This is a genomic window from Streptomyces clavuligerus (assembly GCF_005519465.1).
GTDB classification, from domain to species: Bacteria; Actinomycetota; Actinomycetes; order Streptomycetales; family Streptomycetaceae; genus Streptomyces; species Streptomyces clavuligerus.
In genome coordinates this window covers 5,578,938-5,597,324 of record NZ_CP027858.1, presented here as the reverse complement: position 1 = coordinate 5,597,324, position 18,387 = coordinate 5,578,938, and the positions used below count along the sequence as shown (strand labels likewise).

At 72.2% G+C, this 18,387-nt stretch carries 18 protein-coding genes and 1 tRNA gene; 8 read left to right on the top strand and 11 right to left on the bottom strand.

Translation table 11 applies throughout. From position 1 onward, the window contains the following. Positions 1-108 precede the first annotated feature (108 nt). Complete coding sequence (locus CRV15_RS23620; RefSeq protein WP_003957518.1) at positions 109-720, top strand: hypothetical protein; 612 nt, start codon at positions 109-111, stop codon at positions 718-720. Between the two features lie 254 nt (positions 721-974). Here CRV15_RS23620 and soxR read toward each other — a convergent pair whose 3' ends face one another. Continuing rightward, positions 975-1,475, bottom strand: a complete 501-nt coding sequence (gene soxR, locus CRV15_RS23615) for a redox-sensitive transcriptional activator SoxR (protein ID WP_003957517.1) — start codon at positions 1,473-1,475, stop codon at positions 975-977. 164 nt (positions 1,476-1,639) lie between these two features. Here soxR and CRV15_RS23610 point away from each other — a divergent pair, with 164 nt between their 5' ends. Continuing rightward, positions 1,640-2,101 carry a MaoC family dehydratase gene (locus CRV15_RS23610; protein WP_003957516.1) on the top strand — a complete coding sequence of 154 codons (462 nt, stop codon included), beginning with the start codon at positions 1,640-1,642 and terminating at the stop codon, positions 2,099-2,101. A gap of 85 nt (positions 2,102-2,186) precedes the next feature. On the opposite strand, the gene CRV15_RS23605 is transcribed toward CRV15_RS23610, so the two are convergent. After that, positions 2,187-2,816, bottom strand: coding sequence for a TetR/AcrR family transcriptional regulator (locus CRV15_RS23605; RefSeq protein WP_003957514.1), 630 nt, complete (start codon positions 2,814-2,816; stop codon positions 2,187-2,189). Between the two features lie 317 nt (positions 2,817-3,133). Beyond that, entirely contained in the window at positions 3,134-4,627 is a 1,494-nt protein-coding gene (locus CRV15_RS23600) for a CitMHS family transporter (RefSeq protein WP_003957513.1), read from the bottom strand. Positions 4,628-4,965: 338 nt separating this feature from the next. On the opposite strand from CRV15_RS23600, the gene hmgA reads away from it, so the two are divergent. The 3 genes from hmgA to CRV15_RS23585 are packed head-to-tail and all read left to right on the top strand — an operon-like array spanning position 4,966 to position 8,367. Further along, positions 4,966-6,324, top strand: coding sequence for a homogentisate 1,2-dioxygenase (gene hmgA / locus CRV15_RS23595; RefSeq protein ID WP_003959901.1), 1,359 nt, complete (start codon positions 4,966-4,968; stop codon positions 6,322-6,324). Positions 6,325-6,373: 49 nt separating this feature from the next. Next, complete coding sequence (locus tag CRV15_RS23590; protein ID WP_003957510.1) at positions 6,374-7,126, top strand: GntR family transcriptional regulator; 753 nt, start codon at positions 6,374-6,376, stop codon at positions 7,124-7,126. Further along, a complete protein-coding gene (locus tag CRV15_RS23585; RefSeq protein ID WP_003959903.1) occupies positions 7,123-8,367 on the top strand; it encodes a CaiB/BaiF CoA transferase family protein in 1,245 nt (414 codons plus the stop codon). The genes CRV15_RS23590 and CRV15_RS23585 overlap by 4 nt, the downstream gene beginning before the upstream one ends. Before the next feature lie 80 nt (positions 8,368-8,447). On the opposite strand, the gene CRV15_RS23580 is transcribed toward CRV15_RS23585, so the two are convergent. Continuing rightward, positions 8,448-8,711: a hypothetical protein gene (locus CRV15_RS23580; protein WP_029182860.1), complete on the bottom strand. Its 264-nt coding sequence runs from the start codon at positions 8,709-8,711 to the stop codon at positions 8,448-8,450. 392 nt (positions 8,712-9,103) lie between these two features. Beyond that, complete coding sequence (locus CRV15_RS23575; protein ID WP_003959906.1) at positions 9,104-9,913, bottom strand: SGNH/GDSL hydrolase family protein; 810 nt, start codon at positions 9,911-9,913, stop codon at positions 9,104-9,106. A 250-nt stretch (positions 9,914-10,163) separates the two neighbouring features. On the opposite strand from CRV15_RS23575, the gene CRV15_RS23570 reads away from it, so the two are divergent. Next, positions 10,164-11,300, top strand: a complete 1,137-nt coding sequence (locus CRV15_RS23570; protein ID WP_003959907.1) for a DUF5925 domain-containing protein — start codon at positions 10,164-10,166, stop codon at positions 11,298-11,300. Between the two features lie 825 nt (positions 11,301-12,125). Here the strand turns inward: CRV15_RS23570 and CRV15_RS23560 are convergent. Beyond that, the gene (locus CRV15_RS23560) at positions 12,126-12,503 is read right to left on the bottom strand and encodes a GntR family transcriptional regulator (RefSeq protein WP_003957505.1); all 378 of its coding nucleotides are present in this window, start codon (positions 12,501-12,503) and stop codon (positions 12,126-12,128) included. A gap of 158 nt (positions 12,504-12,661) precedes the next feature. On the opposite strand from CRV15_RS23560, the gene CRV15_RS23555 reads away from it, so the two are divergent. After that, the gene (locus CRV15_RS23555; protein ID WP_003957504.1) at positions 12,662-13,162 is read left to right on the top strand and encodes a ribonuclease FAU-1 family protein; all 501 of its coding nucleotides are present in this window, start codon (positions 12,662-12,664) and stop codon (positions 13,160-13,162) included. Between the two features lie 73 nt (positions 13,163-13,235). Here the strand turns inward: CRV15_RS23555 and CRV15_RS23550 are convergent, their stop codons facing one another. The 3 genes from CRV15_RS23550 to CRV15_RS23540 are packed head-to-tail and all read right to left on the bottom strand — an operon-like array spanning position 13,236 to position 16,273. Beyond that, positions 13,236-14,729 (bottom strand): tripartite tricarboxylate transporter permease, encoded by a 1,494-nt coding sequence (locus CRV15_RS23550; protein ID WP_003957503.1) that lies wholly within the window; start codon positions 14,727-14,729, stop codon positions 13,236-13,238. A gap of 3 nt (positions 14,730-14,732) precedes the next feature. Next, the gene (locus CRV15_RS23545; RefSeq protein ID WP_003957501.1) at positions 14,733-15,293 is read right to left on the bottom strand and encodes a tripartite tricarboxylate transporter TctB family protein; all 561 of its coding nucleotides are present in this window, start codon (positions 15,291-15,293) and stop codon (positions 14,733-14,735) included. Continuing rightward, on the bottom strand, positions 15,290-16,273 hold the full coding sequence (locus tag CRV15_RS23540) for a Bug family tripartite tricarboxylate transporter substrate binding protein (RefSeq protein ID WP_003957500.1): 984 nt from the start codon (positions 16,271-16,273) through the stop codon (positions 15,290-15,292). The genes CRV15_RS23545 and CRV15_RS23540 overlap by 4 nt, the downstream gene beginning before the upstream one ends. A gap of 127 nt (positions 16,274-16,400) precedes the next feature. Between CRV15_RS23540 and CRV15_RS23535 the strand changes: the two genes are divergently transcribed. Beyond that, positions 16,401-17,090: a response regulator gene (locus CRV15_RS23535; RefSeq protein ID WP_003959911.1), complete on the top strand. Its 690-nt coding sequence runs from the start codon at positions 16,401-16,403 to the stop codon at positions 17,088-17,090. Between the two features lie 75 nt (positions 17,091-17,165). On the opposite strand, the gene CRV15_RS23530 is transcribed toward CRV15_RS23535, so the two are convergent. Further along, positions 17,166-17,240: transfer RNA gene (locus CRV15_RS23530), tRNA-Val, on the bottom strand. A gap of 151 nt (positions 17,241-17,391) precedes the next feature. Beyond that, positions 17,392-17,820, bottom strand: a complete 429-nt coding sequence (locus CRV15_RS23525) for a pyridoxamine 5'-phosphate oxidase family protein (protein WP_009995646.1) — start codon at positions 17,818-17,820, stop codon at positions 17,392-17,394. Positions 17,821-18,387 lie beyond the last annotated feature (567 nt).

Below are 18,387 nucleotides of genomic sequence, written 5' to 3'. Positions count from 1 at the left end.
CACCTGCACGCCACCTTTTCCGAATCACCACACTTCTACGGAGCCGAAGCGGGCACCTGTACGTCCAAACCGCAACGCCGATGTACCAGCGACGGAGGTGGCAGTGCGATGGCCGGTTTTCGGAGTCTCGCGAGACAGGTCCGCGACACGCGGAGCGACCTGGCGCTCAGGCGCTACTCGCTGCGCAAGTGTCTGGAGCGTTTCGCCCCTTATGGGCACCGGGCGACCTGGGACCATCTGTGCCACAGGCACAGAATCCACCCCGAGGACAGGTCACCCGACCCGGTGCGGCTCGTGGCCGCACTCGACGAGCTGGAGCGGGCGCGGGCCGTCTGGCTCGCGTACGAGGAGAGTTTCGCGGACCGCCGCAGGCGGGAGAAGTACGACGGTCTGCGCCGCCCGTCGGCCGACGACGAGTGGCACCGGCGCGCCCGGGGCGGCAACGGGGTGGCACGGTGCGACACCCCGGCCGCCCACCCCTCGGCCCCGCTGGACGAGGTACTGCGCCGACTGATCACGGCGCTGGAACGGGGCCCCGGCACGGCGTGCCCCGTCTGCACGACCACGGTCATCGTCTGGCGCCAGGACCTGGCGCACGAGCCGTGGACCGGACCGGTGTGCACGGGCTGCGGCATAGTGGTGCCCCGTCCGGCACTGACGTCGGAGGCCCTCGCGGCGGCCAAGCGCGCGGCACGCGAGGCGCTGGTGTCGGCCGCCTGAGACCGCGGGCGGGACGGCGGAGCGGCACAACGGGGGAACGCCCCGGGGGACCGGTGGCCCGAGCGCACACGGGGGCGGGCCGCCCCGATCCGGAACCAGGGGCAGGACGACGCGCACGCAGATGCCCCCGTACGGGAGACCGCGCCGGGTGTCCGGCATCCGACGGGAACGAGACCGCCCGGCCACACCCCGCCCGGCACGCCCACGCGTCGCAGCGGACCCGGGACGCACCCGCCCACCCGTGTGCCGTGCCCTCAGCCGCCGCTCCGGCCCCGGCCCGGCTCCGGGCCCTGCTCCGGGTAGCGGACCGGCATCAGCCGAGATCCGGCCATGCTCCGTCCGAAGGTGTCGTCGGGGTTGGAGAGCACACAGGTCTCCAGCGACAGACAGCCGCAGCCGATGCACTCGGTGAGATGGTCCCGCAGCCGGTGCAACTGGGTGATCCGGTCCTCCAGCTCACGGCGCCAGGTGCGGGAGAGCCGGGCCCAGTCCTCCCGGTCGGGTGTGCGTTCGTCCGGCAGTTCCGCGAGCGCGTCCCGGATGGTGGCGAGCGGAATCCCCACCCGCTGGGCGGCACGGACGAAGGCCACCCGGCGCAGCGTGTCCCGGGTGTAGCGGCGCTGGTTCCCCGAGGTGCGGCGGCTGCTGATGAGCCCCTTGGCCTCGTAGAAGTGCAGCGCGGACACGGCGGCGCCGCTGCGGGCGGAGAGCTGACCGACAGTCAGCTCCTTGATCTGATCGGTGGAGTCGGGCACCCCGTCAACCCTAGTGGCTCCTCGTTGACAGCCGTCCGCCGTCGGACCATGCTGAGCCCACGCGGGCTGAGCGAGCGCTTAGGTTCTATGGGGCGCGGGCCCGGGAGACATCGGCGGAGACCGGGGTGGCACCCGCCCCGGACCGGGAGGCAGGGATGAGCGACATGGCCGGACCGAGGATCTTCACCTCCGCCGACGAGCTGCGGGCGGCGGTCGGCGAGCAGCTCGGACACAGCGACTGGCTGGAGATCGACCAGCGGCGGATCGACCTCTTCGCCGAGGCGACCGGCGACCACCAGTGGATTCATGTGGACGCCGGGCGCGCGGCCGAGGGACCGTTCGGGACGACCATCGCCCACGGCTATCTCACCCTCTCGCTGCTGCCCGCGCTGGTCCCCCAGGTGATGCGGGTCGAGGGCGTCACGATGGGGATCAACTACGGCACCGACAAGGTGCGCTTCCCCGCCCCGGTGCCGGTGGGCTCGCGGCTGCGGGCGACGGCCGTGCTCACGGAGGTCAGGGAGGCGGGCGGCGGGGTGCAGGTGACGACGGCGGTCACGGTGGAGCGCGAGGGCGGCGAGAAGCCCGTCTGCGTGGCCGATTCGGTGTCCCGCTACTACTTCTGAGCCCCGCCGCCGCGCTATCCGCCGCGCCCCGGGCCGGGGCCACCGCCCCGGCGCCCGGCCGCGGGTCCGGCCCCCGCCGCCCGGCTCAGACCGCCGGCCGGGCGGCGACCATGCGCAGGACGAGGTCGGCGTAGAGCGCGCCGACCTCCTCGGGGGTGCGGGCCCCCCGGGTGTTGAACCAGCGCGCCACGTCGATGCAGAGCGAGAGCACGGCCAGCGTGGTGCCGGGCAGGTCGGGGACGTCGAACTCGCCCGACTCCACCCCCTCCCGCAGGACGCCCCGCAGCACGGCACCGCTGCGGCGGCGCAGCTCCACGATCTCGGTGCGGTGCTCCGGCGAGAGCGCGTCCAGCTCGTACTGCACCACCCGGGCGGTGTCATGGCGCCAGGCGTGCCAGCGGACGAAGGAGCTGACGGCGTCCGCCAGCCGCTCACCGGGGGTGCCCGGGCGCGCGGCGGCGGTCTCCAGGACCTCCAGCGCCCGTTCATGGCCGATGCGGCTGATGCGGTGCAGCAGCTCTTCCTTGGTCCGGTAGTGGATGTAGAGCGCCGCGGGGCTCATCCCGGCGCGCCCGGCGATGTCCCGGGTGGTGGTCGCGTGATATCCGCGCTCGGCGAATGCCTCCACGGCGGCGACCAGCAGCTTTCTCGCCGCTTCGGGGGTGACCTCACCCCACGGCACCTCATCGCCGGTCGTGTCGTCGGCCGTGCCCATGGCTCGCCCTTCCTCGTGTGCGGCTCCCGGGGACACCATACCCCGGGAGGTGAGCAAGCGCTTAGGTCACGGCGCGTGGCCCGCGTCCCACCCCGCGCCGGGGGCTCGCCCGAAGCGCCCCGGGGCCGGTGTGCCGGGCGCGTGCGGAGCACAGCGCCCCCGTACCGCGGGCGCCTGCCCCTGGGGGGACCGATGGGACCGGTCTCCGGCAGGAAGGAGGGGCTGACACCGGGGGTGGACCGGTGCCGCGCCGGTGCGGTACGGGGGCGGTACGGGGCCGGACCCGGGGAACCACCCCGGGCCCGGCGCGGAGCGGGTCAGATGATGCCGAAGGCGACCCCGGCGGCCAGCACCACCAGGGAGGTGAGGGCGGCCCACTTCACGGTGAACCGGGTGTGGTCGCCGAACTCGACCTTCGCCATGCCGACGAGGACGTAGACGGCGGGCACCAGCGGGCTGGACATGTGGAGCGCCTGACCGACGAGGGAGGCACGGGCGATCTCCAGCGGGGAGACCCCGTGGGCGGCACCCGCCTCGGCGAGGACGGGCAGCACACCGAAGTAGAAGCCGTCGTTCGACATGAAGTAGGTGAGCGGCAGGCTCAGCAGACCGGTGACGATGGCCATGTGCGGGCCCATGCCCTCGGGAACGGCCCCGACCAGCCAGTCGGCCATGCTCTTGACCATGCCGGTGCCGGTGAGGACCCCGGTGAAGACGGCGGCGGCGAAGACCATGCCGGCGACGTTGAGGACATTCTCCGCGTGGGCGCCGATCCGGGCCTTCTGCTCGGCCATGTTCGGGTAGTTCACGGTGAGGGCGAGGGCCGCGCCCAGCAGGAACAGCACCGGGATGGGCAGCAGCTCCATGATCATCGCGGTGAGGAGGGCGATGGTCAGTCCGGCGTTGAACCAGTAGAGCTTGGGGCGCAGGGTGGGGCGGTTGGGGTCGAGACCCTGGAAGCCCTCCTCCACCTGGGCGGGCCCGTCCACGGCGTCCTCATCGGAGCCGGTGCCGGTGCCGGAGGAGCCGGAGCCGGCGGCCTGTCCCGCGCCCTTCGCGCCGCCCGCGCCCTTGCCCTTGCCCTTCGCGCCCTTGTTCTTGGCACCCTTGCCCGCGCCGGACGCGGCCTTGGCGCCGCCGCCGACCTTCACCAGCGCGTCACCCTGCTCCGACGACAGCACCTCGTCCAGCGAGAGATAGCCCAGCCGCTTGCGCTCCCGCAGACCGAGGACGTACGCCAGGATGAAGACGAAGAGCAGTCCCACGGCGAGCGCCGGGATCATCGGGACGAAGATGTCGGCGGCGTCCAGCTTGAGCGCCGTCGCCGCGCGGGCGGTGGGACCGCCCCAGGGGAGGGTGTTCATCACACCGTTGGCGGTGGCGGCGATACCGGTCATCACGACCAGGCTCATCTTGAGCCGCTTGTAGAGCGGGTACATCGCCGAGACGGTGATCATGAAGGTGGTGGAGCCGTCGCCGTCCAGCGAGACGATCGCGGCCAGCAGCGCCGTACCGACCACGACCCGCATCGGGTCGGCCTTGCAGAAGCGCAGGATGGCCCGGACGATCGGGTCGAAGAGGCCGACGTCGATCATCACACCGAAGTAGACGATCGCGAACATCAGCATCGCGGCGGTGGGAGCGAGGTTGCCGACGCCTTCGATGACGTAATCACCCAGCTCGGCACCCTTGCCGACGAGCACGCAGAAGAGCGCGGGGATGAGGACCAGCGCCGCGATGGGCGACATCTTCTTCATCATGATCAGGACCAGGAAGGTCGCGATCATCGCGAAGCCGAGGATTGTCAGCATGGGCTACCTAACGTTCATCCTTGAACTCCCACCGGAGCGGCGGTCCGGATGACGTTAGGTCGCGTCAAAAGCTGTTAACAAGATGTTGACGCGTGAGCAATACGAGCAAAACCCCAGGTGAACCACTAAGTGCCCAATCTCGGACCCCGAGGGTGCCACCCGGGGCCGCCCCGGCCCCCGCCGCCGGCCGGGCACAGCCCTCCCCGACCCCTCCCCCGGCCCGGCCCCCGCCCGCGCGGGGTTTCCCGCCGATCCGGTCGTTGACGGACCGGGCGCGCAATCCTACGGTGACCCATAGGATTCCTTTTGGGCTTTTGGGCTTTCCAGCGGGAGCGGCGATGAGCGGCATCGAACGGGCCAGGCAGACCACCGAGGCCATGGAGCGGGCACGCAAGACGGCCGAGGGGCTCGGGTACTCCCCCGGCTTCGGCAACGAACACAGCTCGGAGGCGGCCCCCGGCGCGCTCCCGGTGGGGCGGAACTCCCCCCAGCGGGCCCCGCTCGGCCTCTACGCGGAACAGCTCAGCGGCTCCGCCTTCACCGAGCCCCGCGCCCACAACCGCCGCACCTGGCTCTACCGCATCCGGCCCTCCGCCGCGCACCCGCCGTTGCACCGGATCGACAACGGGGCGCTGCGCGGCGCGCCGTTCACCGAGACCGTCCCCGACCCCAACCGGCTGCGCTGGGACCCCTTGCCGGAGCCCGCGCCGGGCACCGACTGGCTGGCCGGTCTGTGGACCCTCGGCGGCAACGGCGACGCGGCCCGGCGCACCGGTATGGCCGTGCACCTCTACCACGCGAACGCGCCGATGACGGGACGGGTCTTCGGTGACGCCGACGGCGAGCTGCTGATCGTCCCCGAGCTGGGCGGGCTGCTGCTCGTCACCGAACTCGGCGCCCTCGCCGCCCGCCCCGGCGAGGTGGCGCTGATCCCCCGCGGGGTCCGCTTCCGGGTCGAGCTGCTGGACGAGCGGGCCCGCGGCTATGTCTGCGAGAACCACGGCCGCCCCTTCGTCCTGCCCGACCTCGGTCCGATCGGCGCCAACGGGCTGGCGAACGCCCGGGACTTCCGCGCACCGGTGGCCGCGTACGAGGACCGTACGGAGCCGGTGGAGGTGGTCACCAAGTTCTGCGGCAATCTGTGGGCCGCGGAGTACGACCACTCCCCCCTCGACGTGGTCGCCTGGCACGGCAACCATGTCCCCTACGTCTACGACCTGCGCCGCTTCAACGCGATCGGCTCGATCTCCTACGACCACCCCGACCCCTCGATCTTCACGGTGCTGACCTCGCCGTCCGACACCCCGGGGCTCGCCGGGGTCGACTTCGTGGCCTTCGTCCCGCGCTGGCTGGTCGGGGAGGACACCTTCCGGCCGCCCTACTTCCACCGCAATGTGATGAGCGAGTACATGGGCCTGATCGAGGGCGCGTACGACGCCAAGTCGGCGGGGGCGGGCGGCTTCGTCCCGGGCGGCGGCTCCCTGCACAACATGATGTCGGCGCACGGCCCCGACCGGGAGACCTTCGACCGGGCGAGCGCGGCCACGCTCCGGCCGCAGAAGATCGACGACGGCCTGGCCTTCATGTTCGAGACCCGCTGGCCGCTGACCGCCACCGCGCGGGCCGCGGGCGCCGACCACCTCCAGAAGGGGTACGACGGCGTATGGCAGGGTCTTGAGCGACACTTCCCGTCCTGATCCCTCCCCGCCGGGAGCGGATCTCCCGCCCGGAGAGACGGAGCCCGCCGTGACCTCCTCCTTCGCCCCCGACTCGGTGGTTCTCAACCGCAAGCTGCCGTTGTGGTACCAGGTCTCGCAGTCCCTGCGGGCCTCCATACTCGGGCGCGGCCCCGACGCCTCGTTGCGGCTGCCCACCGAGGAACAGCTCGCCGCGCACTACGGGGTGAGCGTGCTGACCATGCGCCAGGCCCTCAAGGAGCTGGAGGAGGAGGGGCTCATCAGCCGCCACCGCCGGCGCGGCACCTTCATCGAACCGGGGGCCCGGCGGTGCGCCCCCCGCAGGCTGCTGGGCTCGATCGACGCGATCGTCGCCCAGCAGTCGGGCGAGCGGACCGCGGTCCTCGGCCATGGCCCGGTCCCGGTGCCCGGGGAGATCGCCGAGCACTTCCCCGGCCTCACCGAGGTGGTCACCTACCGCAGGCTGCGTTCGGACGGCGAGAGCGGCGAGCCGACCAACTGGGCGGAGAACGCGGTCCGCCCCGATGTGGCGGCCCGGCTGGACGTGGCGGACCTTGAGCGCTGGCCGATGACGAAGGTGCTGCGGGACGCGGTGGGGGTGCGGATCAGCAGGATCACGGACACGGTGGAGGCACGGCTCGCCGACCCGGTGACCGCGCACCTGCTCCAGGTGCCGCTGCTCAGCCCGATCCTGCACTACACGGGGGTGACGTACGACGAGGACGGCCGGGTGGTGGACGTGGCCCGGATCCACTACCGGGGGGACCGGTTCTCCTTCTCGGTGACGGTGGCCGCCGAATGAGCCGTGCGGACGGCACCCGCGGCGGGGGCCCCGCGCAGCCGCCCCGGCCGCCGCAGCCGTTGCCGCTGGAGGGGATCACCGTCGTCGCCGTCGAACAGGCCGTCGCCGCCCCCTTCGCCACCCGTCAGCTCGGCGATCTGGGGGCGCGGGTGATCAAGGTGGAGCGCCCCGACGGCGGGGACTTCGCCCGGGGGTACGACACCGCCGCGCGCGGCCTCGCGTCCCACTTCGTCTGGTGCAACCGGGGCAAGGAGTCCGTCGCCGTCGATCTCAAGGACCCCCGGGGACTGGCCCTCGTCCGGCGGCTGATCGCGGACGCCGACGTCTTTGTGCAGAACCTCGCCCAGGGCGCGGCGGCCCGGCTCGGCCTGGACGCGGCCACACTCTGCGCCGGGCACCCCCGGCTGGTCGCCGTGGACATCTCCGGCTACGGGGCGGGGGGCCCGTACGCCCACCGACGGGCCTACGACATGCTGGTGCAGTGCGAGGCGGGCCTCGTCTCGGTCACCGGGACGGCGGAGCACCCGGCGAAGGCGGGCATTCCGGCCGCCGACATCGCCGCCGCGATGTACGCCTTCTCCGGGGTGCTCGCGGCGCTGCTGCGCCGGGGCGTCAGCGGGCGCGGCGGGCCGGTGGAGGTGTCGATGCTGGACGCGCTGGCCGAGTGGATGGGCCATCCGCTGCACCACGGGATGCACGGCGGCGAGCCCCCGGCACGCACCGGGGTCGCCCATGCGGTGATCGCCCCGTACGACGCGTATCCGACGGCGGACGGCGGCCAGGTGCTGCTGTCGGTGCAGAACGACCGGGAGTGGCGGCGGCTCGCCGAACGGGTGCTGGAACGGCCGGAGCTGGCGGACGACCCCCGCTTCGCGAGCAATCGGGCCCGTACGCTGCACCGTGCGCGGACGGACGAGGCCGTGGCCGGGGCGCTGGGGAGGCTGACAGCCGCGGAGGCGGTGGAACGTCTCGACGCGGCGGGCATCGCGTGCGCGCGGCTCAACTCCGTGGCGGATGTGGTGGCGCACCCCCAGCTCGCGGCGCGGGACCGCTGGCGGGAGACCCCGTCACCGGCCGGGCCGCTGCGGGCCCTGTTGCCGCCGATCGGGCTGCCGGGCGGTCCGGAGCCGCGGATGGGCGCGGTACCGGCGCTGGGTGAGCACACGGAGGCGGTGCTGAGGTCACTGGGGGTGACGGAGGCGGAGTCGCTCGCGTTGCGCCGGGACGGTGTGGTCGCCTGAGCGGCGGGCGACCCCGGTGGTGACACGTGACGGGAGGCACGCGTGTGGGGGAGGCGTGCCGACCGGGCGGAGGACGAGAGTCAGCGGCGGCTGCCGAAGAGCGAGCGCCGCAGTCGGCGCAGCGGCGCGAAGAGGGCGACGCCGCCCTTGCCGCGGTCGCGGTCGTGCCGTACGTCGCGCGAGGTCAGCTCGCGCATCAGCGAGGTGGCCTCGACGGCGTCCCGCTGGGGCACGGCCGGTCCGCCGAGCACCGACAGATGCCGGTCCAGGCGACTGCTGGTCGCCTGACTGCCGCAGGTGATCGCGGGCACCCGCGGCCTGCTGCGCACTGTTATCCGTTCCATGACCATCCCACCGTCAGTCCCACTGTGACTCCGCCGTGATCCCCACCCGTGTCACATACCCGGCTCGGGCAGACTAACCCTATCGTCCCGCCCGGGCAGCCGTGTATCCCGCCCACGGGATTCACCACGGACGCAGGCGAGTTGACCCTCGGGCGATGAATCCCGCTGATTCCGGGGCGAGTTGGACAGTTGGTGGGCTTCACCCGCTGATTCTTCCCGGCGTCGGCCGGGCGCACGCGCCGGGCCGGGAATTCGGCGTGATCACGCTCACACCGCGGACATGGAGGCCCCGCCGCACACGAAGGCCCCGCGCCGGACACGGGGTCCGGGCGCGGGGCGGGGTTCCGGGGCCCGGCTGCGGGGACCGGGCGCGGGACCGGGGTCCGGACCGGTCAGGCGCGTGAGCGGAAGGCGGGCAGATAGCCGCCGGACTGCCCGCTCGCGGTGGGGTGGTACGACTCGCCGATGTTCAGCCAGTTCACACTGTGCAGCCAGGAGTCGCCGGAGCAGATCTCATGGCCCGTGAAGTGCGGCACGACGTCGGCGAAGTCGAAGCCGTGGTTGGCGGCCCTCTTGGCCAGCGCGGTGTTCAGATGGTCGGCCCCGCCGTTGATCGCGCGGCGCTCGTTCTCGCTCAGACCGGCGAGGCAGCCTCCGTTGAGCTGATAGAAGCGGGGGTAGCCGAGCACGACGACCCGGGCGGAGGGCGCGCGGGAGGAGATGGCGTTGTAGACGCTGTCGAGACGCCCCGCGAGCGTCGCGTCCACGAACGCTCTCGCCTGGTTGACCCGGTTGATGCAGTTGGCCTCGGACTGGAGGACACAGGTCGTCATCACATCGGCGAAGCCCGCGTCGTTGCCGCCGACGGAGATCGAGACCAGGTCGGTCGAGGCGTTCACCGGCCCGAGCTGTTTGCTGGTGACATCGCTGGTGATGGCGCCGGCGCAGGCGGTGAAGCCGAAGGAGGAGGGCGAGTTCGCGGCTGCCCAGAGCTTCGGGAAGGCCCGGTTGCTGCGCTTGCAGTCACCGCTGGCGCTGTCGTAGCCACCGGCGCCGAGGCCAGAGGAGTAGGAGTCACCGAGGGCCACATAGTCCACGGGGGCGGCGTTTTCGGCCGCCTGCGCCTGGGCGGCTCCGGTGAGAGCGAGGGCGGCTCCTAGGAGGAGCGAGGACGAGAAAGCCGTGATGCGCGACAGTTTCATGCCGACCTCTCCAGTAAGCAGGATCGCTGCGTCACGCTCGTTTTACCAGCCAGATGCAGCCATCCGGAAGTGTCCATGCCAAGGATTCGCCATGACTTTGACGGCTTGTCACACACCGCCGCGGCCAGGAGTTCTCCACATGTGAACGGGCAAAGCGGCCCAGAGCGAGCATAGAAGACAGATCATCAATGGCAGAGCGTCCCGGGCAAAACTCCGTGCGCCGAGCCGCCCCGTGCCGGATCATGGGGCCATGTCTGTCCCAGAGCCTCAGTCGGAGCGCATGGCCACCGCACCCGTACCCCCGCAGCACGCCGTCCCGGTCCGGATCACCCTCGACGACAACGACTCACCGACGGATGTCATCGACGCGCTGTTCCTCGGCCGATTCACCAGTGGCGAGCAGCCGTACGCCCATGGCCACCAGGTCGAACGGGTCAAGCGCGACGCCGATCTGCTGCCGCCGGGGGCGAGGGTGCTGCGCTCCGCGCGGGACGACGACCGCCGCGCCGTGCTCGCCGAGGGCGAGGGCTTCACGGTGCTGGTCTCCCACTGGAACCGGGGGGCCGATGTCACGGTCACGGCGGTCAGCGCCGAACTCGCCGAGCGGATCGTCAAGGAGTCGACCGCGGACGCGGAGGACGAGCCGGAGCCGGAGCCGGACGATGTGACGATGGGTTTCTGGTACGTCTCCCCGCGCCGGGGCCCGTACCGCACCACCCGCCCGATCAGCGCGGGCCCCTGGGAGGAGATCCGGCGCAACTACACCGCGCCGGTGGCCGAGGCCATGGACCGGCTGATGAAGGTCACCCCCGACGACATCGCGGGCCGGCTGCTCCTGCTGCACGGCCCGCCGGGCACCGGGAAGACCTCCGCGCTGCGCACGCTGGCCCGGTCCTGGCAGGACTGGTGCCAGGTGGACTGTGTCCTCGACCCGGAACGACTCTTCAGCGACGTCGGCTATCTCATGGACATCGCGATCGGCGAGGACGACGAGAGCACCGGCAAGGAGCGTTGGCGCCTGCTGCTGCTGGAGGACTGCGACGAGCTGATCCGCGGCGAGGCCAGGCATATGGCGGGACAGGCGCTGTCCCGGCTGCTCAACCTCACCGACGGGCTGCTCGGCCAGGGCCGCAATGTCCTGGTCGGCGTGACCACCAACGAGGATCTGGAGCGGCTGCACCCGGCGGTGGTCCGGCCGGGGCGCTGTCTGGCCCGGATCGAGGTGGGTCCGTTGACCCACGCGGAGTCGGTGGGCTGGCTGGGCCGGGAGGAGGGGGTGGGACGACAGGGCTCCACCCTGGCGGAGCTGTACGCGCTGCGCCGGGGCACCGGCCCCGCGTCCGTCCCCGGGCAGAACGACGGCGCGGACGCCGGGCTGTATCTCTGAGCACCCGACGCCGCCCCGGGGCATGCGAGCCGAAGCGACGCCTCCCGCGCCCCGCCCCCGCGTGGACGATCGCCCGGCCCCTCCCGGGCCGAAGGGGGTGCCCCAGCCCCTGCGTCCCCGATCCACACGTGGACGACTGCCTCCGCCCCGGGCCGAGCGAGCCCGTACCCGCCCCTTGGGCCGGGCGATGACCCCCATCCCGGGACGGTTCCCCCGGGGCCGAGTGAGCCCTCGCCCTCTGCCCTGCGCCGTCCCTGCCCGGGCGTTGGCCCCGGCCCTGCGGCGAGTGGGCCGCAGGGGTGCCGCAGACGCCGAGAGCGAAGAGCGCGCGCAGACCCCTGAGACGACCGTTTGCCTCGCCCCGGGGGGAGTGAGCCGTGGGGACGCGTGGCTGCCGAAAGCGGAGAGCGTGCGCCCGCCCCTTGGGCCGGGCGTTTGCCTTGGCCCTGCGGGCGAGTGGGCCATGGGGCGCGTGTCCGCCGGGAGCTGAGAGCGCGCCCCCGCCTTCTGGGCCGGGTGATTGGCTTGGCTTCGGGGCGAGTGAGCCGAGGGGGCGCGTGGCCGCCGAAAGCGGAGAGCGCGCCCCCGCCTCCTGGGCTGGACGTCTGCCTTCGCCCTGCGGCGAGTGAGCCGAAGGGGTGCCGCGGGTGCCGAAAGTGGAGAGCGCGCGGAGGTTCCGAGGAACGAGGAACCGAGCACGGTCGACCGTCGGCGCACGCTTCAGCACCCCGGAGGCGAACCGAGCCACAAAAAAGGGGGCGTCCGTCGGCGCACGCTCTGGCACCCCGGAGGCGAACCGAGCCACAAAAAAATAGGGGGCGCTCCTCAGTCGTCGCCGTAGACCGCGCGGATGGCGTCCCGGGCGGCGGCGTGGGCGGTGTCCCGGTCCGCGCCGAGCCGTCGGGCGCGCTCGGCGAAGCTCTTCGCGGCGGCGGCGAGTTCGCGGGCGCCCGCGCCCTGTGCCGCCGCGACGAAGGTACCGTTGCGGCCCCGGGTCTCGACGACGCCGTCGGCCTCCAGGGCGCGGTATGCCTTGGCGACGGTGTTCGCGGCGAGGCCCAGTTCCTCCGCGAGGCCGCGCACGGTCGGCAGCCGGTATCCCACCGGCAGCGCTCCGGAGCGGGCCCGTTCGGAGATCTGGGTCCGTAGCTGTTCGAAGGGGGCGGTGGCCGATGCGGCGTCGATGACGATCTTGAGGGTCACGTCCCCGATTCTCCCCCAGCCGCCGGGTGTCCGGCGGAAGGTCCGCGATCCGCGCGACACGGGCCCCGCCCGCGCGTTCACCCGTTGCCCCGTTCCTTCGTTTCTTCGTTTCTTCGTTTCCTCGATCCCCGTTTCCCCGATGTGCCGGGAGGTTCACGATGACAGCACCGCCGACGGTGACGGTCCGCTTGCTCAAGGCGGGCCGGGAGAAGGTCGTCTACCGGGCGGCCCTGCTGACCGACGACGGCACCCACATCGTGGTACGGGCCCCGTGGACGATCCCCGTGCGCGACCTCGGGTTCGTCCGCTTCGAGCCGGGTGACGTCTTCACCGAGCACTTCTGGCGCGACCGCTGGTACGCGGTGAAGGAGGTGCGCACCGGGGACGGGGCGCTGAAGGGCTGGTACTGCGACATCGCCCTGCCCGCCCGGCTCACCGGCGCGGAACTGGTCTCCGAGGACCTGGAGCTGGATCTGTGGGTGTCCGGCGACGGCACGTCGGTGCTGCGGCTGGACGAGGACGAGTTCGCGGCGAGCGGTCTCGCGGAGCGCGACCCCGAGGCGGCCGGGCGGGCGCGGGCCGCGCTGGACGAGCTGGAGGCCCTGGTGCGGGCGGGACGGCTCGGGGAGCTGCTGGAGCGGCCCGGCGGCGCCCGCTGACGCCGGGTGTCCGGCACGGAGAACACCCTCCCCGCGACCGGGTGCGGCCGCGGGGAGGGTGTGTGGGGGGTTATCAGGAGTGGCTACGGCGCCGGACCACCAGCTTCTTCAGCAGGGGCCAGGCGAGCAGGATGGCGATGATCACGTAGACCGTCACCGAGAAGGGCGTGTTGACCAGGCCGGTGACGCTGCCGTCACTGATCTGGAGCGCCCGGCGGAGCTGCTGCTCGGCGGACGGGCCGAGGATGACACCGATGACGGCGGGCAGCACGGGCAGTCCGTACCGCCGCATCCCGAAGCCCAGCAGACCGATGATGAGCAGGATGACCAGGTCCAGGGCTTCGCCGCCGACCGCGTAGGCGCCGACACCGGCGAAGAAGAGGATGCCCGCGTAGAGATAGGGACGCGGAATCCGCAGCAGCTTCGCCCAGACGGGGGCGAGCGGCAGGTTGAGCGCCAGCAGCAGCACCAGGCCGACGAAGAGCGAGGCGATCAGACCCCAGACCAGGTCGGGCTCGCGCTCGAACAGCAGCGGTCCGGGCTGGATGCCGTACTGCTGGAAGGCGGCGAGCATCACCGCGGCGACGGCGGTGGTGGGCAGGCCGAGGGTGAGCATCGAGACCAGGGTGCCCGAAGCGGAGGCGGAGGCCGCCGACTCGGGTCCGGCCACGCCCTCGATGGCGCCCTTGCCGAACTCCTTCTTGTTCTTCGAGAGCCGCTTCTCCGTGACATAGGAGAGGAAGGTCGGGATCTCCGCGCCGCCCGCCGGGATGGCGCCGAAGGGGAAGCCGATGAAGGGTCCGCGCAGCCAGGGCTTCCAGGTGCGCTTGACATCGTCCTTGCCCAGCCAGGGGCGGCCGACGGGGATGGGGGCGGTGGCGCCCCGGCGCAGATGGGCGGCGACCCACAGCGCCTCGCCGATGGCGAAGAGGCCCACGGCGACGATGACGACGTCCACGCCGTCGGCGAGGTGGAGGTTGCCGAAGGTGAGCCGCTGCTGTCCGGTCATCGAGTCGAGCCCGATGAGGCCGATGGTCAGACCGATCAGCAGGGAGGCCAGTCCGCGAATCCGGGAGGAGCCGAGGACGGAGGTGACCGCGATGAAGGCGAGCACCATGATGGCGAAGTAGTCGGGGGCGCCGATGTCGACGGCGAGTTCGGCGACGGTCGGGGCGAGCGCGACCAGCAGCAGGGTGCCGATCAGACCGCCGGTGAAGTGGCCTATGGCCGCGGCGGCGAGCGCCTGGGAGCCCCGTCCGGACTTCGCCATGGGGTTGCCCTCGATCGCGGCGACGACGGCCGCGCTCTCACCGGGGGTGTTGAGCAGGATCGAGGTGGTGGAGCCGCCGAACATGGCCCCGTAGTAGATACCGGCGAACATGATGAACGCGCCGGTCGGTTCGAGTCCGTAGGTCACGGGCAGCAGCAGGGCCACCGCCATCGCGGGACCGATACCGGGCAGGACGCCGATCGCGGTGCCGAGCAGTACACCGATCACCGCCCAGAGGAGGTTGATCGGCGTCAGCGCGGTGCCGAAGCCGTCGATCAGGGAGTTGAGAGAGTCCATCGGCTAGAGCACCCCCATCAGCGGGCCACCGGGGAGCGGAACGCCGAGCAGATTGTTGAAGAGGTAGTACGTGACCAGGGAGAGCGTGGCGGCGATCAGCGGATCGCGGTCGAAGCTCCGGCTGCCGAGGGCGAAGGCGGCACCCCAGAAGAGGAGCATTCCGGAGATGGGGAAGCCGAGCGGGCCGATCAGCACCGCGAAGCCGAGGAAGACTCCGGCGAGCAGCAGCACGGTGCGCCAGTCGCTGGGCTCGCTCAGGTCGATGTCCTCGCCCGACTCCGCCTCTCCGCGGCCGCCGCGCAGCACGTCGACGGCGAGGAGTACGGCGATGACCAGCAGTCCGATGCCGACCGCGATGGGGACGGTGCGGGGGCCGACGGGGCCGCGCTGGGCGATGTCGACGTCCATGGTGAGGGCGTCGCCGAGGACGAGCACACCGATGGCGAAGAGCAGTACGCCGACGCCGAGTTCGGAGCGTTCGCGCAGCCAGGAGCCGCGGGAGGCGGCACCGGGGCCGGTCGAGGTCTGCTCCGTCGGGGTGGCGGGCGTCTCCTGTGAGTTCACAGTCCCAGCTCCTTCAGCACCGAGTCCACGCGCTTGTCCTGCTCGTCCAGGAAGTCACCGAATTTCTCGCCGGTGAGGAACGCGTCGTTCCAGCCGTGCTTCTTCAGCGATTCCTTCCACTGCGGGGAGGCGTGCAGCTTCTCGACGAGGGTGACGAGCTTGTCCCGCTCGGCGTCGGTGAGCCCGGGGGGCGCCACGATGCCGCGCCAGTTGGTGAACTCGGTGTCGATGCCCGCCTCACGCAGGGTGGGGGCGTCCAGGCCGGGGACCCGCTCGGGTCCGGTGACCGCGAGCAGCCGCAGCTCCCCCGCCTTGATCTGGTCGAGGTACTCGCCGACGCCGGAGACGCCGAAGGCGACCTTGTTGCCGAGGATGGAGGCGAGGAGTTCGCCGCCGCCGTCGAAGGGGATGTAGTTGACGGTCTTGGGGGCGATGCCCGCCGCCTGCGCCATCAGCATGGGGGCGAGGTGGTCGGGGCCGCCGGGCGAGGAGCCGCCGCCGACGGGCAGCTTGCCGGGGTTCTTCTTCCAGGCGGTGACGAGGTCCTGGATGGACTTGTACGGGGAGTCCTTGGACACGACCACGATGTCCTGCTCCTCGGTGAGCCGGGCGATCGGGGTGGTGTCGGCGAGGGTCTTGGGCGCCTTGTTGGTGTGGACGGCGCCGACGACGCCGAGGCCCATGGACATCGCCAGCTTGCCGTTGCCGCGCTCGTTGACGAGCTGGGCGAGGCCGACGGTGCCGCCGGCTCCGGGGAGGTTGAAGACCTCGATGTCGGAGGTGAGGTCGGCGTCCTCCGCGTTCTTGGCCGCGGTGCGGGCGGTGATGTCGTAGCCGCCGCCGGGGGTGTTGGGGACCATGATCCGCAGGCCGGGGATACGGGTACCGGAGTCGGAGCTTTCGCCTTCGCTCAGCAGTGGCGGCCCCACGAACACCAGCAACGCCGCCCCGAGCACGGCGAGGGGAGTGCGCAATCGCACGTGAGCCGCCTTTCGGTGGAAGTGATGTGAAGTGGCCCACATGTTGCCTGCGCGTTAAGAAAGTGTCTCTCTTCCGGAATCAACGGACGTTGTGGTCATTGTGGTCGCGCCTTAGCGTGTGCCCGTGATGAACGTGCTGGTGGTGGACGACGACTTCATGGTCGCCAAGCTGCACAGCCGCTATGTGGCCTCCACGGCGGGGTTCCGGGTCGCCGGAGTCGCGCACAGCGGTGCGGAGGCCCTGAGCGCGGCCGAGCGGCTGCGGCCCGACCTGGTGCTGCTCGATATCTATTTGCCCGATATGGATGGATTGATGGTGCTACGGGAGCTGCGGGCCGCCGAGGCGCTGGACACGGCGCGGCCGAGCGCGGACGCCCTGTTCATCACGGCCGCCCGGGACGCGGGGCTGGTCCGGGCCGCGCTGCGGGCGGGGGCGCTGCACTATCTGATCAAGCCGTTCAACCAGTCGGCGCTCCAAGAGCAGTTGCGTCATGTCGCGGCGCTGCGGTCACGGTTCGACCGCCTCGGCGAGGCCCGCCAGGAGGACGTGGACCAGATCTTCGGCACCCGGCCGCCGGGCTCGCGGGAGCTGCCCAAGGGGCTCGCGGCGCACACGGCCGAGCTGGTGGAGCGGATTCTGCGGGAGCACCGGGGGGATCTGTCGGCGACGGAGTGCGCGGAGGCGGGGTCGCTGTCCCGGGTGAGCGCGCGGCGGTACCTGGAGTACTTCGCGGAGACCGGGCGGGTCGAGGTGAGCCTGCGCTACGGCGGCACGGGCCGCCCGGAGCGGCGGTACCGGCTGGTGGGCGGGGGCTGAGCGGCGGCCCGCCGCTCAGCGGGGCGTCGTGGCCCGGGGCCACGACAGCCGGGGCCCGTCCAGGAAGGAGAGAGGGGCGGGGCGGCCGGATTCGAACCGGCGTCCTCCTCCATGTCGTGTAGGCGCACTGCCTCTGTGCTACGACCCCGCCTTGACGATCATCCTAACGGGCGGCGGGCGCGGGCCGTGGACGCGGGTGGGCACGGCGGCGCGATGCGCCCGGCGCGGGTGGGCACGGCGGCGCGGGTGGGCACGGCGCACCCGGCGCGGGTCCGGCACCGGCACCGCACGGGCGGTCCGGTCAGACCGGCCCCAGGTCGGCGCTGTTCCAGCGCTGGGGCCGCATCTGGATGATCACCTGGTCGCCCAGCTCCTTCTCCACGAACTCGACATAGGAGGCGACTTTGCGGGCGGGAAGATAGCGGGCGCTGATCTCCGCCACATGCCGACGGGTGGCCGGACAGGTGCCGACCACGGGTCCCTCGACGGAGACATAGCGCACGGTGGGCCGCTCCCGGTCGACCAGCAGCGAGAAGCGGCCCGCCCGGGCGATGAGCCGCTCCTTCCGGGAACCGAGACCGGTCATGATCCAGACATCGCGGCCAGGGGCGTAGTGGTACCAGACCGGTACCGTGAGCGGCGCCCGCCCGTCGTCTCCCGCGTTCACCGCCAGGGCCGCGATATGCGGTTCCGCCAGGAACTGCTGGCGCTCTTCACGGGTGAGGGTCACGGATGACTCCTTCGCTCGGTCCACCGGTCGTGCCGGTCCGGGGCCGGGTGTGATCGTCGGCTGGTAATCGTCCCGCTGACGAGGCAAAGCTACAGGTCCCGGGCGAGGCCCGAATCGGACTCGGCCAGTGCGCGGGCCGGGAGTTGACCGTATTCCTCCCCTGGTCCCTCCCCTGGTTCCTCCCCCGGCCATCACCCGGTGATGCGTGCGCGCGGACGTGGTCGCGCGCAGGCCCCACCCGCGCGCGAGCCGGGTGGCGCACCGGGCTCCGGCGCCCGTGCGGACACCGTGCGGGCGCGGTCGGCTCCCCCTCACCACCCCGGCCCCGGACGCCCCGTCCGTTCGATCGGGAACCGCAGGCCCCGCTCCTGGCCGAACCCGGCGCGACGGCCCTGGGGCCCATGCCCCACCGCCCCGGAAGCCGCCCGCGTACTCCCGCCGGACCGGTCCGGGTCTCCCCTCCTGGCGGCCCGGACCCTCCCGTCCACGGGCCCGGCGGGTCGATCCGGAAGCACGCTTTCCGCACGCTCGCACCGGAAGGTGACGAGCCGGTACAGACCAGCCCCG